Annotated in this window: 19 protein-coding genes; 18 read left to right on the forward strand and 1 reads right to left on the reverse strand. The window is 40.6% G+C overall.

What is annotated here, in order from left to right:
* The first annotated feature begins 206 nt into the window (after positions 1 to 206).
* The 13 genes from FXF70_RS18790 (at position 207) to rsmI (ending at position 9345) form a co-directional block, all read left to right on the forward strand.
* Positions 207 to 398, forward strand: coding sequence for a sigma factor G inhibitor Gin (locus FXF70_RS18790; RefSeq protein ID WP_060831988.1), 192 nt, complete (start codon positions 207 to 209; stop codon positions 396 to 398).
* A gap of 128 nt (positions 399 to 526) precedes the next feature.
* Complete coding sequence (locus FXF70_RS18795) at positions 527 to 1141, forward strand: 5-bromo-4-chloroindolyl phosphate hydrolysis family protein (RefSeq protein ID WP_017359333.1); 615 nt, start codon at positions 527 to 529, stop codon at positions 1139 to 1141.
* A 21-nt stretch (positions 1142 to 1162) separates the two neighbouring features.
* The gene (locus FXF70_RS18800) at positions 1163 to 2224 is read left to right on the forward strand and encodes a toxic anion resistance protein (RefSeq protein WP_148780893.1); all 1062 of its coding nucleotides are present in this window, start codon (positions 1163 to 1165) and stop codon (positions 2222 to 2224) included.
* A gap of 77 nt (positions 2225 to 2301) precedes the next feature.
* The gene (locus tag FXF70_RS18805; RefSeq protein WP_148780894.1) at positions 2302 to 3708 is read left to right on the forward strand and encodes an aminotransferase class I/II-fold pyridoxal phosphate-dependent enzyme; all 1407 of its coding nucleotides are present in this window, start codon (positions 2302 to 2304) and stop codon (positions 3706 to 3708) included.
* On the forward strand, positions 3705 to 4343 hold the full coding sequence (gene tmk / locus FXF70_RS18810; RefSeq protein WP_008341901.1) for a dTMP kinase: 639 nt from the start codon (positions 3705 to 3707) through the stop codon (positions 4341 to 4343). The genes FXF70_RS18805 and tmk overlap by 4 nt, the downstream gene beginning before the upstream one ends.
* Positions 4344 to 4422: 79 nt before the next feature.
* On the forward strand, positions 4423 to 4752 hold the full coding sequence (locus FXF70_RS18815) for a cyclic-di-AMP receptor (protein ID WP_012008640.1): 330 nt from the start codon (positions 4423 to 4425) through the stop codon (positions 4750 to 4752).
* 12 nt (positions 4753 to 4764) lie between these two features.
* Positions 4765 to 5205, forward strand: coding sequence for a YaaR family protein (locus FXF70_RS18820; protein ID WP_008341898.1), 441 nt, complete (start codon positions 4765 to 4767; stop codon positions 5203 to 5205).
* 11 nt (positions 5206 to 5216) lie between these two features.
* The gene (gene holB / locus FXF70_RS18825) at positions 5217 to 6206 is read left to right on the forward strand and encodes a DNA polymerase III subunit delta' (RefSeq protein WP_007496231.1); all 990 of its coding nucleotides are present in this window, start codon (positions 5217 to 5219) and stop codon (positions 6204 to 6206) included.
* Between the two features lie 2 nt (positions 6207 to 6208).
* Positions 6209 to 7036, forward strand: a complete 828-nt coding sequence (gene ricT, locus FXF70_RS18830; RefSeq protein WP_007496230.1) for a competence/sporulation regulator complex protein RicT — start codon at positions 6209 to 6211, stop codon at positions 7034 to 7036.
* A gap of 14 nt (positions 7037 to 7050) precedes the next feature.
* Positions 7051 to 7404 (forward strand): DNA replication initiation control protein YabA, encoded by a 354-nt coding sequence (gene yabA, locus FXF70_RS18835; protein ID WP_007496228.1) that lies wholly within the window; start codon positions 7051 to 7053, stop codon positions 7402 to 7404.
* Positions 7405 to 7459: 55 nt separating this feature from the next.
* The gene (locus FXF70_RS18840; RefSeq protein ID WP_148780895.1) at positions 7460 to 8203 is read left to right on the forward strand and encodes a tRNA1(Val) (adenine(37)-N6)-methyltransferase; all 744 of its coding nucleotides are present in this window, start codon (positions 7460 to 7462) and stop codon (positions 8201 to 8203) included.
* The gene (locus FXF70_RS18845; protein ID WP_019744059.1) at positions 8190 to 8489 is read left to right on the forward strand and encodes a GIY-YIG nuclease family protein; all 300 of its coding nucleotides are present in this window, start codon (positions 8190 to 8192) and stop codon (positions 8487 to 8489) included. The genes FXF70_RS18840 and FXF70_RS18845 overlap by 14 nt, the downstream gene beginning before the upstream one ends.
* Positions 8464 to 9345, forward strand: a complete 882-nt coding sequence (gene rsmI / locus FXF70_RS18850) for a 16S rRNA (cytidine(1402)-2'-O)-methyltransferase (protein ID WP_008341890.1) — start codon at positions 8464 to 8466, stop codon at positions 9343 to 9345. The genes FXF70_RS18845 and rsmI overlap by 26 nt, the downstream gene beginning before the upstream one ends.
* 44 nt (positions 9346 to 9389) lie before the next feature.
* Here rsmI and FXF70_RS18855 read toward each other — a convergent pair whose 3' ends face one another.
* On the reverse strand, positions 9390 to 9680 hold the full coding sequence (locus tag FXF70_RS18855) for a transition state genes transcriptional regulator AbrB (RefSeq protein WP_087975202.1): 291 nt from the start codon (positions 9678 to 9680) through the stop codon (positions 9390 to 9392).
* A gap of 519 nt (positions 9681 to 10199) precedes the next feature.
* Here FXF70_RS18855 and metG point away from each other — a divergent pair.
* The 5 genes from metG (at position 10200) to rsmA (ending at position 16088) form a co-directional block, all read left to right on the forward strand.
* A complete protein-coding gene (metG, locus tag FXF70_RS18860) occupies positions 10200 to 12200 on the forward strand; it encodes a methionine--tRNA ligase (RefSeq protein WP_008341884.1) in 2001 nt (666 codons plus the stop codon).
* An 81-nt stretch (positions 12201 to 12281) separates the two neighbouring features.
* Positions 12282 to 13049: a TatD family hydrolase gene (locus tag FXF70_RS18865; RefSeq protein WP_135227186.1), complete on the forward strand. Its 768-nt coding sequence runs from the start codon at positions 12282 to 12284 to the stop codon at positions 13047 to 13049.
* A 244-nt stretch (positions 13050 to 13293) separates the two neighbouring features.
* On the forward strand, positions 13294 to 14496 hold the full coding sequence (locus FXF70_RS18870) for a resuscitation-promoting factor (RefSeq protein ID WP_008341879.1): 1203 nt from the start codon (positions 13294 to 13296) through the stop codon (positions 14494 to 14496).
* Positions 14497 to 14656: 160 nt separating this feature from the next.
* Positions 14657 to 15217: a ribonuclease M5 gene (gene rnmV, locus FXF70_RS18875; RefSeq protein WP_008341876.1), complete on the forward strand. Its 561-nt coding sequence runs from the start codon at positions 14657 to 14659 to the stop codon at positions 15215 to 15217.
* Positions 15210 to 16088: a 16S rRNA (adenine(1518)-N(6)/adenine(1519)-N(6))-dimethyltransferase RsmA gene (gene rsmA, locus FXF70_RS18880; RefSeq protein ID WP_008341873.1), complete on the forward strand. Its 879-nt coding sequence runs from the start codon at positions 15210 to 15212 to the stop codon at positions 16086 to 16088. The genes rnmV and rsmA overlap by 8 nt, the downstream gene beginning before the upstream one ends.
* Positions 16089 to 16323 lie beyond the last annotated feature (235 nt).

A 16323-nucleotide genomic window follows, 5' to 3' on the forward strand; every position in this document is an offset into this window, starting at 1 on the left:
GGGGTTTCCCCCTGTGAGAGTAGGACGCCGCCAAGCTTTTCAAAGGATCAGTTCCAGTCGGAACTGGTCTTTTTTGTATTTTAAAAAAGGAACAAACACTCGATCTGGCATGGATACATATACTAAACTATCATCTAAAACATTCTTAATTTTGTATACAATTGAAAGCGCTAGGGCATACTGAAGCTATAAGTGGAGGTGTCACAATGAGCAAAAAAGAGCGAGAAGCAATTTGTTTGATTTGTGAAGAGAAAAAAACAAAGGGAATTTATTTATATCATCAGTTTTTATGCCGAGATTGTGAACAGAAGTTAATTTCTACATCAACCTCGGATCCTAGTTATGCTGATTATGTAAGAAAGCTTAAAAATCTTCATACGCCGCCTTTGTATTCATAGACCATTAGATGGTCTTTTTTTATGGGCAATCGGGGATTGGGCCTGTTTTTTGGAACTTAGTTTGGACATCAACCGTAATAAATAATAAGATAAACAGAGAGCCTGATTATTCATAGGAGTCGATGAACATGAAATCAATTTTTTACACATTTGTATGGGCCGTTCTCTCTACTCTTTTTTCGCTGGTGATTTTAACTGTCAGTATTGGTGTTTTCCATCATCATGTTGGATTGTCGATACTGTATGCGATGATTGGGTGGGGTGTGATGTTTGCAGGAAGCCGATGGGCTGCCTTCCAGTTGTTTTTGAAGAAACACGGACTGTCTCGTAGTGATTATGTATATATTAAACAGCACTTAAAAGAAGCTGGGCAAAAGCTGGTTCGTTTGAAGAAAGCTTTATTTGCTGTGAAGAACGTACAGACGATCAAGCATAATTATGAAATTCTTCGGCTTGCACGACGCATCTATACGATAACAAAAAAGGAACCGAACCGGTTTTATGATGCACAGCGGTTTTATTTTGAGAGTTTGGATTCTGTTGTTGAATTAACTGAGAAATATGCACTGCTGTATAATCAGCCGAATCGTAGCCATGAACTTGAAATGACATTAAGCCAAACTCGAGTCACGCTGACTGAACTGCAAAAGCAATTAACGAATGATTTACAGCAAGTTTTAGGAAGAGATATAGAAGCACTTCATATTGAACTTGAAGTGGCCGATAAAATGATTAAAAAATAGATATGAAAGGAGTCAAACTCGATGAAACCAGAAGATCCAGTCATACCACCAGCCCCATCTACTACAGATCTTCCGTTTCGGGTGTTTGATACCTTATCTGATGAGGAAAAGCAGGAGGCGCTACAGCGAGCTGAGAAGATTCCTGACCATCCACAAAAACTGCTTTTCTATGGCACACGTGTGCAGGAACGATTGTTAGAACAATCAAAACAAATGATGCAATATGTGGAAAAAAAAGATATTGAGCAAATCGGAGATGTTCTCGAGTCCTTTTTACAGCAACTGCATTTAGTGGAGCCAGAGGATTTATTGCCAAAGAAGCGAGGCTTTTTTTCAAGGTTGTTTCAGCGAGAAAAGCGTTCGACTCAGGAGATCATATCTCGTTTTAAACAAGCGGAAGCACAGATAGAAAGATTGTCAGCAAGGCTTCGTTATGCAAGAGGCGTGCTAATTTCGGACCATAAGTTATTAGAGCGTTTATTTGAAGAAAATCAATCATACTTTCAAGAGATGACGTTACAGGTTGCAGCAGTTGAAGCAAAATTGATTCTGTTAGAGCAACATGCCCTAACAGAATCACATTCACATGATCGGAGATTAGAGGAACAATTGATGAGTCGGGAAGTCGATGAAGAAGAATATGTGGAGAGATTAAAAGAACGGAAGTATGATTTGTTGTTGAGCCGTCAAATCGCACTGCAATGTAATGCCCAAATTCGAATGATTCAGCATACAAACCATACTTTAGCCAATCATATTCAATCAACTGTTTCCGCATCAATTCCTTTATGGATCAACCAAATGTCGATTGCGTTCAATCATATTCAGCAGCGAGCCAATTCAGCGCTTGAGCAGCGTATCCAGCAAACATATGAACAGGTATCGAAGCAGCAAGGACAGCTGCTTGAAGATGCATCCTTAACGCCTATAGATACGTTGAAAAAGGTTCAGCGCCAATTGGCCGAAACATTGCAGGAAACGTTGCAGGTAAAAGAACATGGGAGCCAAGAACGAGCTCAATTAAAAAGTAGCATGCATGAGGCAGAGCAAAAGCTGGTGAATCATAAACCAATAAAGGAATGAGAATCCATCTTTCAGTTCACTTGTTTGAACGTTATAATAGATATAAGATATCGTTTAAGTGAAAAGGGTCGATTTGTTTGAAAACACCTTTATATACAGCATTATCACAACATGCGGAAAAGAAGCCCTATTCTTTTCACGTTCCGGGACATCACAATGGAGATGTCTTTTTTGATGAGGCACGGTCCTATTATGCATCCATTCTTCAGCTGGATGTGACAGAACTTGAAGGTCTAGATGATCTTCACCATCCGACTGGGGTGATTCAAGAGGCAGAGGATTTATTGGCCAAGCTATATGGAGCTAAACAAAGTTTTTTCCTTGTGAATGGCACAACCGTTGGCAATTTGGCAATGGTGATGTCTGCGTGTCAGGCTGGGGAGGGCATTTTCGTTCAGCGAAATTGTCATAAGTCTGTGTTCCATGCGATTGAGCTTGCGGGAGCGACGCCTATTATGTTAGAAACTGAGAGTGATCCGTACTTGCACGTCCCAACCCATGTGACGGAGGAAACAGTCAAACAAGCTATGGCGACACATCCCAACTGCCGGGCAATCGTTTTGACATATCCGAACTACTACGGACATGCAGCTGATTTATCAGGGCTCATTCAAATGTGTCATGAAGCTGGCATCATTGTATTAGTTGATGAGGCACATGGTGCTCATTTTGTATTAGGCGGTGCCTTTCCTCCATCTGCCCTTTCCTATGGAGCAGACGTGGTGGTACAATCAGCACATAAAACCCTTCCGGCAATGACGATGGGGTCTTATCTCCATATTCAAGGAGACCGAATGGATGTGAAGCGGATAAAGACGTTATTAACGATGCTTCAAAGCAGTTCACCTTCCTATCCAATTATGGCTTCGTTAGATGTGGCGAGAGCTTATGTGGAGGAGTTGAAGGGAAAAGGGTTAATGGATGAAATCATGAGAGACTTGGCAAAGCTGAAAGCACAGTTCAATATGATCTCCAATCTCGAAGTGGTTGAGTCTGACTCTTTACCTATGGATCCATTAAAATGTGTCATTCGTTCAACAAAAGGGCTGACAGGCTATGAACTCAAAAAGGTGCTTGAGTCGGTGGAGGTTCACCCAGAGCTAGCGGATGAACATCAAGTGTTACTTGTTTTTGGTCTAGGACAGACAAAGGACGTTCCTTTTACAGCTATAGAGCAGGCTCTTCAGCAAAGTGATTCATTGCTTATAAAAAAAGAGCCTCAAACGGGATCGCTCTTCTTAGAGCACGATCAGCAAAAGCGAGATGTAGAAGCTGTTCCATTCGAAAAAGCAGCTGGCCGGATTAGTGCAGAATCGGTCATTCCCTATCCGCCTGGCATTCCTTTGATGATCAAAGGAGAACCGATTGAATCAGATCAAATTGCGACGTTAAGCCGTTTGCTTGGGCATCAAGTTCATGTGCAAGCAAGTCAGGTGATTCACCAGAGAAAATTATATGTTTATATAGAAGAGGAGACACTATGAGCGGTATGTTTATTACGTTTGAAGGGCCAGAGGGTGCTGGAAAAACGACAGTGATTCGAAAAGTGTACGAAGAAATGGAACGTCAAGGCTATGCAGTGATGGCGACACGTGAGCCCGGAGGCATTGACATTGCAGAGCAAATTCGTGAAGTGATTTTAAATGAAAAAAATACAAAAATGGACGCAAAAACAGAGGCACTGCTTTATGCAGCAGCTAGAAGGCAGCATTTGGCTGAAAAAGTAGAACCGGCATTGAAGCGGGGGGAAACTGTTTTATGTGATCGTTTTGTCGACAGCTCCCTTGCTTATCAGGGCTATGCGAGAGGGCTTGGGATTGAAGAAGTCAAGTCCATTAATGATTTTGCCATTGATGGCACGATGCCGCAAATGACCATTTACTTTTCCATTACACCAGAGGAAGGTCTAAAGCGAATTGATGCCAATCAAGGAAGAGAAAAAAATCGATTAGACATGGAAACACTGAAATTTCATCAAATGGTCAGAGAAGGATATGAGCTGCTGATTGCGCAATCACCAGAACGATTCCGTGTAGTAGATGCGTCTCAGCCTGTTCAGGATGTCTTTAATGAAGTGTTTCAGCTGATTCAGGACACATTAAAGAAAAATCAAATATGACCTCATTCCCAATCGTTGTTATAATATAGAGGAAGACATCGGCATGTCACCTGTGCCTAAAATGAAGGAGGCCATTCAAATGAAATTAATTGTTGCCGTTGTACAGGATCAAGATAGCAGCAAGTTATTGAAAATATTGACCGAACATCAATTCGGCGTGACAAAATTAGCTTCGACTGGTGGATTTCTAAAGTCTGGGAATACGACTTTTATCATTGGTTGCGATGATGTCCGAGTGGATAAAGCGTTACAGCTAATCAAGGAAAATTGCCGTAAACGTGATCAAATGATCGCGCCTGTATCACCAATGGGTGGAAATGCAGATTCATATGTACCATACCCTGTTGAGGTTGAAGTTGGTGGAGCTACCGTCTTTATTCTGCCAGTTGAACAATTTCATCAATTTTAAGGATGGGTTGCTGTGAAAATTAATCAAGATATGCGGCTGCTTTTAGAAAAGCGTGAACTTCAAGCGATGAAAGGAAGCCAAACTTCAGCATCGTTTAAATCATCGATGGAGACACAAAGTGGTAAAATGCGTTTAGAGCAGCTGACAGTCATGCTGAGCGATATCGAAGTCTTCGGCAAGAAACTGACAAAGTCACGAAACCTTAAAGATTTGGCTAGGTTTAAAGGACTTGTGAAACGCTTTGTAAAAGAAACAGTCGATAATGGATTAAATATAGAGACATCAAGGAGCTTTGACATTTATGGCAACACGCGAACACTCGCTTTAGTCAAAGCATTAGATGAAAAGCTGATTGAGTTAACAGAGGATATGATGAATCAAGAGAAACCCTCGATTGATTTGCTTGAACGTATTGGAGAAATAAAAGGTTTATTGATTAACCTTTACACATAGAGAGTGATAACATGGCAATTAGCTGGGATGACATGAATGAGTTACAGCCGCGCGTCATGCGGCTGATTTTTAATAGTATTGATAAAGACCGACTGGCTCATGCTTATTTATTTGAAGGAAAAAAAGGGACAGGAAAGCTAGATGCTGCGATGCTTTTAGCGAAGAGCTTTTTTTGTTTGGAAGCAGGAGTGAAACCATGCGAGTCCTGTCAAAACTGCAAAAGAATTCAGTCTGGCAACCATCCAGATTTACATCTAGTGCAGCCTGACGGTCAATCAATTAAGAAGGCGCAAGTGCAGGCTTTGCAGGAGGAATTTACAAAAGCAGGAGTAGAATCGCATCGGAAAATGTATATCATTCTCCATGCGGACAAAATGACGGTCAATGCTGCGAACAGTTTATTAAAGTTCCTAGAGGAGCCCAACCGGGAAACGATGGCAGTTTTAATCACTGAACAATCGCATAAAATGCTGGATACGATTATTTCAAGATGTCAGATGCTTAGCTTTCAGCCGTTACAGCCGCAATCTTTGGAGCAGCAGCTTTTACAAGAAGGCGTGTCTCAGGATCTCGCAAGGCTTTTGTCGAATTTAACCAATAATTTAGCAGAAGCACTCGAATTAAGTCGAAATGATCAGTTTGCAGAGTCTAGAGCGAAAGTGATAAAATTGTATGAAGTCTTACACCAGCGAAAAGAACATGCATTTTTTTATATACAAGATCAATGGATGCCTTTTTTCAAAGAGAAAGACCTTCAAGAAACTGGTCTTGATATGCTTTTATTTATATATCGTGATGTATTGTCGATTCAAATAGGAAATGAAGATAAAGTCATTTATCAAGACTTATTCCAGACAATGAAGCAGCACGCGCTGCATTCCACACAGCAGATGGTGACGAATCAGATCCTTGCTGTATTAGAAGCGAAAAAGAGACTTCAATCCAACGTGAATGCCCAAGGGCTAATGGAGCAATTGGTGTTGATGTTGCAGGAGGGATAAGCTTGTACAACGTAATTGGTGTTCGCTTTAAAAAAGCGGGCAAAATCTATTATTTCGATCCTAATGGATTTCATATAGAAAATGATAGTTGTGTCATTGTAGAAACAGTCAGAGGTGTTGAGTACGGGCAAGTGGTCATCGCCAATAAAAAAGTAGATGAACACGATGTGGTTCTCCCTTTGCGTAAGGTGATTCGCGTCGCAGACGAACGAGACCGGCTCATCGTTGAGGAGAACAAAGAAGCAGCGATGGCAGCCTTTGACACATGTCTTCAGAAAGTAAGTGAACACGGCCTGGAAATGAAGCTGGTCGATGTCGAATTTACATTCGACCGCAACAAGGTCATCTTCTATTTTACAGCGGATGGCAGAGTAGATTTCCGTGAGCTGGTCAAGGATCTTGCATCTATTTTTAAGACGAGAATTGAACTTCGTCAAATCGGTGTAAGAGACGAGGCAAAAATGCTAGGCGGCATTGGTCCGTGTGGACGTATGCTTTGCTGTTCAACTTTCTTAGGAGATTTTGAACCTGTGTCCATTAAAATGGCAAAAGATCAAAACCTCTCGTTAAACCCTACCAAAATTTCAGGGCTTTGCGGCCGTTTAATGTGCTGCTTGAAATATGAGAATGATGAGTACGAAACAGCAAAAGAACAATTACCGGACATCGGTGAAACGATTCAGACGTCTAATGGCTCTGCAAAGGTAGTAGGGCTTAATATTTTAGAACGAATTTTGCAAGTTGAATTAACCGGGCAAGAAAAAGTGATAGAATATACTTGGGAAGAATTATTACAAGAAGGCGTTGTATCTGCACAAACAACTGAGTAACGAGGTGTGCCACCTTGGATAAAAAGGAACTATTTGATACGGTGATTAATTTAGAAGAACAAATCGGTTCTCTTTATCGCCAGCTAGGTGATTTGAAAAATCATATCGGTGAAGTGATTGAAGAAAATCATCAGCTGCAGATGGAGAATCAGCACTTGCGTGAACGTCTGGATCAATCCGATCGAGATAAATCGTCTGAGGCAGAGCATGATTCTGCCCAGAAGCCAAGTCATTCTGATATAGGAGAAGGTCATGATAACCTCGCTCGTTTATATCAGGAGGGCTTCCATATTTGTAATGTACATTATGGGAGCATTCGGAAAGAGGGAGACTGTTTGTTCTGTCTGTCATTTTTAAATAAAAAATGAGAAAAGGCTTCCGCTGAATCGGGAGCCTTTTTCACAGGAAAAGAAAGGATACATCATGGTTTTGTTAAGAGAAGATGAACGTTTAGACTACTTGCTTGCAGAAGATATGAAAATTATTCAAAGTAAAACGGTGTTCGCCTTTTCATTGGATGCAGTGTTATTAGCAAAATTTGCGTATGTGCCGATTCAAAAAGGGGAGATTATTGATCTTTGTACGGGAAATGGCATTGTTCCATTGCTGCTTTCGACGAGATCTAAAGCCTCTATTACAGGGGTTGAAATTCAAGAACGCCTGTTTGATATGGCAAAGAGAAGTGTGGCGCATAATCAACTGGAGCAGCAGATTGAGCTCATCCATGGTGATTTAAATGATATGCCTAAACGGTACGGAAACCACAAAGTAGACGTGATTACTTGTAATCCGCCATATTTTAAGACTCCTTCTAAAGATGAAATCAATGAAAATGAGTATTTGGCGATTGCACGTCATGAGATTCATTGTACATTAGAAGATGTCATTCGTGTTTCTTCCACTTTGCTAAAGCAAGGAGGCAAACTGGCAATGGTTCACCGCCCTGGACGGCTGCTTGAGATTGTTGAAATGATGAAGAAATACCGAATTGAGCCAAAACGAATTCAATTTGTATATCCGAAACAAGGAAAAGAAGCGAATACCATTTTAGTGGAAGGGATGAAAGATGGAAAGCCGGATTTGAAAATCCTCCCGCCGCTTTTTGTTTATGGAGAAGACCAAGAGTATACAAAAGAAATCAGGACGATACTGTATGGAGAAGCATAGTCATTATTTCTATGTATTGAAATGTGCAGATGGCAGTTTATACGCTGGGTATACAAATGACTTACAAAAAAGGCTGACTGCCCATAATAGTGGGAAGGGTGCAAAGTATACGAGAGCTAGACGGCCGGTGGAACTCTATTACCATGAATGCTTTTTAACCAAAAGAGAAGCCATGCAACAGGAATATCGTTTCAAAACGTGGACACGTCGAAAAAAGGACATGTATATAGAAGAAAAGCGAATCAAAAAGGAGGCGGCACATGAAAAAGACACAGAAAAGCTTTGATGGTCAATCAGAAATGGGTATTCTTTATCTCGTACCAACCCCGATTGGAAACTTAGAAGATATGACATTTCGAGCGATACAAACGTTAAAAGATGTAGACTATATTGCCGCAGAAGATACGAGACAAACGAAAAAGCTTTGTCATGTCTATGAAATTGATACCCCATTAACGAGTTATCATGAACATAACAAAGATAGCAGTGGGCACAAGTTAATCGAATGGTTAAAAGAAGGGAAGAATATTGCACTCGTGAGCGATGCCGGTTTACCGACGATCTCTGATCCAGGTGCCGAAGTGGTTCGAGACTTTACGAACATCGGAGGCTATGTCATTCCGTTACCTGGTGCAAACGCAGCACTTACGGCGCTTATTGCGTCAGGAATCGCACCACAGCCATTTTTCTTTTACGGTTTTCTTGATCGTCAAAAAAAGGAAAAGAAAAAACAGTTGGAAGCATTGAAGAAACGCCAAGAAACAATTATTTTCTATGAAGCGCCCCATCGGTTAAAAGAAACGCTGACTGTGATGAAAGAAGTGTGGGGGAACCGGAATATTGCCATTACGAGAGAACTGACAAAGAAATTTGAAGAGTTTATTCGTGGAGATTTAGAATACGCGCTGACTTGGGTGACAGAACAACAAATCCGTGGTGAGTTCTGTCTCGTCGTACAAGGAAATGATCAGGATGAAGAAGAACTGAATGAAGAAGCTTGGTGGAACTCTTTATCTGAAAAAGAGCACGTGATCCATTACATAGAGGAAGGATTAACGTCAAAAGAGGCCATTAAACGTACTGCGGTCGAACGTGGTGTGCCAAAGCGGACGATCTATGATGCGTATCATATTGAACAATAAAGAAAGGTTCTTGCAAACGGTGCAAGAACCTTTTTATATAAAACTTATTTTTGTGATTGAAGTTGGTTTTGGATTTCGTTAATGATTTGCTCTGCACCTTCACGGCTAAGAACTAATTTACCATTAGCAAGTTTAAGGTTATCGTCTGATACTTCACCTGTTACTTGGCAAGTCATGTTTGGTTTATATTTTTTTAGGATAATTTTTTCATCATCAACATAAATTTCCAAAGCGTCTTTTTCTGCGATTCCTAACGTACGGCGAAGCTCGATTGGAATCACCACGCGTCCTAATTCGTCAACTTTACGTACAATACCTGTAGATTTCATCTTCATTCTCCTCCCAAAAAGTTCTTATTCTTAATATAATATTATCTTCGTCATTATTCGACAAATTCCTTACATTCCTAGCATAACAAGGTTTCCATAAATCGTCAATCATTTTGTTTACTATTGTTTGTAAAATATGACTCTTAAAGTCAAAGGACCTTGAAACTACCGGTGTATAAGGATTTTTCAGAATTTATCTATAAAAATATGAAAAATGACGATAACAGATTAACAAGACTTTTGCCCTAATTTAGCCAATTGTAAATCTGGAAATAGATTTCATACGACAATATTCGACAAAATGTCGAGCGTTTTGTCGTTTTTTTCGAAAAACTCATCTTTTTCGTTCATTTCAATCTGTTCTATGTATATATGCTTGATCTTAAAGGCTAAGATGGTATCATAGAGAAAGCACAAGTGCAAAACATAATGAAATGATCTGACACATTTTAATGAAGTATGATGACCGCTCTCGTCCATTGGGCGGGAGTTTTTGACATTTACACACAAGCAGGAGGTTCCGACATGCCGGAAAAGAAAAAAACGTTTTATCTGACTACACCAATTTACTATCCGAGCGGAAAATTACATATTGGACATGCTTATACGACAGTGGCAGGGGATGCCATGGCTCGATATAAACGTTTGCAAGGCTATGATGTGATGTATTTAACGGGTACAGATGAGCACGGACAAAAAATTCAGCAAAAAGCTGAAGAACAAAATATTACACCGATTGAGTATTTAGATCCGGTCGTTGCTGACATTAAATCATTATGGAAGAAACTCGACATTTCCAACGATGATTTCATTCGTACAACGGAAAAAAGACATACGAAAATCATTGAACAAGTCTTTCAAAAGCTGCTTGATCAAGGAGATATTTATTTAGATCAATATGAGGGATGGTACAGTATTCCTGATGAAACATTCTATACGGAAACACAGCTTGTTGATGTTGAGCGAAATGAGAAAGGGGAAGTCATTGGAGGGAAAAGCCCAGATAGTGGACACCCTGTTGAATTGATTAAAGAGGAATCATATTTCTTCCGTATGAGTAAGTATGCTGATCGCTTACTAGACTATTACGAAAAGAACCCGTCGTTCATTCAGCCTGAATCAAGAAAGAATGAAATGATTAATAACTTCATTAAACCGGGGTTAGAGGATTTAGCTGTATCAAGAACAACCTTTGATTGGGGCATTAAAGTACCTAATAATCCGAAGCACGTCATCTATGTATGGATTGATGCGTTATTCAACTACTTAACAGCGATTGGCTACGGAACCGATCAAGATGAAAAATATAAAAAATATTGGCCTGCCAACGTACACCTAGTCGGGAAAGAAATTGTACGATTCCATACAATTTACTGGCCAATTATGCTGATGGCACTTGATCTGCCGTTGCCAAAACAAATTTTTGCACATGGCTGGCTGCTCATGAAAGATGGAAAAATGTCTAAATCAAAAGGGAACGTAGTAGATCCTGTTACGTTAATTGATCGCTATGGTCTTGATGCTCTTCGTTATTATCTGCTACGCGAAGTACCATTTGGTGCAGACGGTGTGTTTACACCAGAAGGATTCGTGGAACGTGTAAACTATGACCTTGCCAATGATTTAGGAAACTTGCTTAATCGTACAGTGGCGATGGTGCAAAAATACTTCGACGGTACATTAAGCAGCTATAAGGGACCAGTCAATGAGTTTGATGAGGAACTAAAAGCTGTAGCTGAACAAACGGTGAAAGCCTATGAAGAAGCGATGGAAAACCTCGAATTCTCAGTGGCTCTTTCAAATGTTTGGACATTAATCAGCAGAACAAATAAATATATTGATCAAACAGCTCCATGGGTGTTAGCAAAGGATGAAACAAAACGAAAAGAACTGCATTCGGTGATGTACCATTTAGCAGAATCACTCCGAATCACAGCTGTGTTGTTAACGCCATTCTTAACAAAAACACCTGAGAAAATCTTCTTCCAGCTTGGAATTGAAGAAGAGAAACTCAAAAGCTGGGAAAGCATTCTTTCTTTCGGTGCGATCCAAAAAGCGACGGTACAAAAAGGTGAGCCATTGTTCCCTCGTTTAGAGGTTGAAGAAGAAGTGGCATACATTAAAGAGAAGATGCAGGGAAGTGCGCCTAAGGTAGAAGAAGAGACAGTTGAAATAGAAGAAACTGAATTACCTGAGCTGGGTGCCGAAATCGCCTTCGATGATTTTTCGAAAGTTGACCTTCGTGTAGCACAAGTATTGGAAGCAGCACCAGTGAAAAAAGCTGATCGTCTCTTAAAGCTTCAGCTTGATTTTGGATTTGAAAAGAGACAAATTGTCTCAGGGATTGCCAAGCATTATCAACCAGAAGAATTGGTAGGGAAGAAGCTCGTCTGCGTAGCGAATCTCACACCAGTTAAACTAAGAGGGGAAATTTCCCAGGGAATGATTTTAACTGGAGAAACTGGTGGTAAATTGCAGGTTCTTGAAGTAGATCAATCTCTAGCAAATGGAACAAAAATTTTATAATTCAACAAAGGTGTTCCACGTGTAACATTTCGTCGAACACCTTTTGTTTTTCAGAAGAATTGTCGAAAGGAGCAATCAACCATGTTATTTGATACACATGCCCACTTAAATGCTGAACAATATAATGAAGACTTAGAGCAGGTGATTGAAAGAGCCAAAAGTGAAAAGGTAGAGAAGATTGTGGTGGTCGGGTTTGATCGTCCAACCATTACGAGAGCGATGGAGCTAATTGAAGCATATGATTTTATTTATGCAGCCATCGGCTGGCATCCTGTTGATGCCATTGATATGACAGATGAAGATTTGGCTTGGATCAAAGAATTATCTCAACATGAAAAGGTTGTTGCCATTGGAGAAATGGGTCTAGATTACTATTGGGACAAGTCGCCAAAAGATGTGCAAAAAGAAGTCTTTAGACGTCAAATTGCTCTTGCGAAAGAAGTGAATCTGCCAATTATCATTCATAACCGTGACGCTACGGAAGATGTAGTGACGATCTTAAAAGAAGAAGGAGCGGCAGAAGTCGGAGGAATTATGCACTGCTTTACTGGCAGCCTCGAAATTGCAAAAGCGTGTATGGAAATGAACTTTTATATCTCATTCGGTGGACCTGTGACATTTAAAAATGCGAAAAAACCGAAAGAAGTTGTAAAGGATATTCCAAGTGATCGTCTTCTGATTGAGACAGACTGCCCGTATTTAACTCCAGCGCCATTTAGAGGGAAACGAAATGAGCCGAGCTATGTGAAATATATCGCAGAACAAATTGCTGAATTGCGAGAAATAAGCTTTGAAGAGCTTGCTGCATTGACAACAGAAAATGCGAAAAAAGTTTTCCGTATAAACTGACAGTATATGATGTCAATCCTTGTTTAAGCTTGTCCAATTGTGAAACATAACGAAAAAGTTCTACACGTTTGCGCCTCCTCATAGGATAAGTTGTCGATAAGTCTTTCTTCCCTTCCTTCCAAAAATCTCCCATAATAGGTTTACAATCGAGCATTTTTGTACAGTGGGTGGAAGGGTTGACAGGTTTTGAGATACTCTATATAATCTCTCCGAGGAGAAGGAGGCGTTTTTCATCGTACAAAAAATGAAAAATCTGTTTTCTGTCAAGCTAGGAAAAGGCAAGGTTTTATTTCTAGTCGCTTGCTTGCTTTTAGCTGGAACTGGGACGGCTTACGGTGCGCATGAGCTCACTAAGCAGTCTATTACCATTTCAATCAATGGTAAAGAGAAGACAATTCGTACACATGAAGAGACAGTAGCACAGCTGCTTTCAGACCTTGGAATAAGGACCAAGGCGGAGGATCATATCTCTCCAAGTCTAAATACAAAGATTCAAGACAACATGAACATTGTGTATGATGCGGCTATACCGGTTCATCTCACCCTAGATGGGAAAGAGAAAACGATATGGACAACAGATCAGACGGTTGGAGCATTATTGAAGAATGAGAAGATAGATATTGGGAAGCACGATCAAGTAACTCCAGGAAAGAATGACAAGATTAAAAAGAATATGGATCTTGTGGTTCAGCAGGCCTTCCAGGTCAGCTTAAACGATGGAGGAAAGGATAAGAAAGTGTGGACCACTTCGACTACGGTCGCTGACTTTTTAAAGCAACAAGAGCTGAAGCTCAAGAAGCACGATAAGATCAAACCTGCGTTACATAGTCACCTTTCTAAAAAAAGCGCAGATGTGAAGATCACTCGGGTGGAAAAAGTCACCGATGTAGTGGAAGAGAAAATTGCTTTTGATACCAAACATAAAAAGGATCGATCTCTTGAAAAAGGAAAAGAGAAGGTGCTTGAAAAAGGTGAAGAAGGTAAATTAAAGAAGCACTATGCCATTGTGAAAGAAAACGGCAAAGTGGTGTCTAAAGAATTAATTAAAGAGGTTACTGCAAAAGACAGTAAGGATCGTTTAGTGGCCGTTGGTACACAAGTGTCCAAGAAGGAACCTAAAGCGTCACCTGCGGTTTCAAGAAGTAATGAATCTTCAGGAAAAGAGTTCTATGTGACGTCTACAGCCTATACAGCGAGCTGTGCTGGATGTACGGGCAGAACGTCTACAGGCTTTAATTTAAAAGCAAATCCAGGTGCAAAGGTCATAGCAGTTGACCCGAGTGTCATTCCGCTGGGCTCTAAAGTGTATGTGGAAGGCTATGGGTATGCCGTTGCATCAGACACTGGATCTGCTATAAAAGGGAATAAAATTGATGTGTTCGTCCCAAGTAAGTCGGCAGCTTATCAATGGGGAAATAAACGAGTGAAAATTAGAGTTCTCAAATAAACACATCAAATCATTTATATGAACAGAGGGCTTTGCGCACCCTCTGTTTTTTTGGTTATAATAGAAGCACTGTTTTCTAATTAATTAGACGCAAAAACAGCATGGAAGGTTTCATTTTTTGACAAAAAAATGTAGATTGTTTTTGCAAGCGGAGGAATACATGAAAATCAAAGAAATCATTGTGGTGGAGGGTCGTGACGACACTGCTAGAGTAAAGATGGCAGTTGATGCAGATACGATTGAAACGAATGGATCTGCCATTGGCGATACAGTCATTCAACAAGTGCGTCTTGCTCAGGAGACGAGGGGGGTTATCATTTTAACTGATCCTGATTTCCCTGGGGAAAAGATCCGTAAAACCATCGCAGAGGCTGTCCCTGGCTGTAAGCACGCCTTTTTACCAAAACACCTTGCGAAAGCGAAGCGGGACAAAGGAATTGGTGTTGAGCATGCTTCCTTGGATAGTATTCGAGAATGCCTTGCTCATGTCCATGAGGAAATGGAAGAATCAGAAAGCGAGATTACGTTAGACGATTTATTTGACGCAGGCCTTATCGGAGGCGAAGCATCAAAACGCCGCCGCGAACGATTAGGTGTGCTTTTAAATATAGGATATACAAATGCGAAGCAGCTGCAAAAGCGTCTTCACATGTTCCAAATAACGAAAGAGGATTTTATTGCGGCCTTAAAGACCGTCATGCAGGAGGAAGCCGATGAATAAAGATATTGCGACGCCCATCAGAACGAAGGAAATACTGAAGAAGTACGGTTTCTCTTTTAAAAAGAGCTTAGGGCAAAACTTTTTAATTGATACGAATATTTTAGATCGCATTGTCGATCATGCAGAGATTACGGATGAGACAGGTGTGATTGAAATTGGCCCTGGTATCGGTGCGTTGACTGAACAGCTCGCTAAACGGGCAAAGAAAGTCACGGCTTTTGAAATCGACCAGCGCCTATTGCCGATTTTAAACGATACGCTTTCTCCATACGATAATGTCACCATTATACATCAAGACGTATTGAAGGCAGATGTAAGAAAGGTGATTGAAGAACAGTTTGCTGACTGTAAAGAAGTAATGGTCGTAGCAAACCTTCCTTACTATGTGACGACACCAATTATTATGAAATTGCTTGAAGAAAACCTTCCATTGAAAGGAATCGTTGTCATGCTGCAAAAAGAAGTAGCAGATCGCATGGCTGCTGTTCCTTCATCAAAAGAATACAACTCTTTGTCGATTGCGGTGCAATTTTATACAGAAGCGAAGACGGTCATGGTTGTGCCGAAAACGGTTTTCGTCCCACAGCCAAATGTGGATTCAGCCGTGATCAAACTAACTGTTCGTGAAACACCTGCGGTCTCAGTAGACAATGATACGTTTTTCTTTCAACTGATTCGTGCGAGTTTTGGCCAGCGCCGGAAGACATTGATGAATAACTTGATGAACAATCTGCCAGATGGCAAGAAACATAAAGCCATCATTGAAGAAGCCCTTGTAACAGCTGAGGTTGATGGGAAACGCCGCGGTGAATCATTGTCAATCGATGAATTTGCCCGTTTGTCCAATGTTTTACACAAAGCCCTTTCATAAGGGCTTTTCAGCGTGTAGATAAACCCTCGCATTCTTTGTCAGTCCTGCGCTCTGGTGCTCACGAATGCCAAATTCGCTCCGCTCCAGTGCTCGTCCTTCCTAGACTGCAAAGGTTTTCTATCACGCTGAAAAGAAGACAAAGCCCTTTCATAAGGGCTTCAGATTGTAGAGAAACTCATGTTTTTCTACAATCTTTTTTATTTTCACCATCATTATGATAGATGAGATTGAAGGA

The sequence above is a fragment of the Bacillus sp. Y3 genome (genome assembly GCF_008123875.1).
GTDB classification, from domain to species: Bacteria; Bacillota; Bacilli; order Bacillales; family Bacillaceae; genus Bacillus; species Bacillus altitudinis.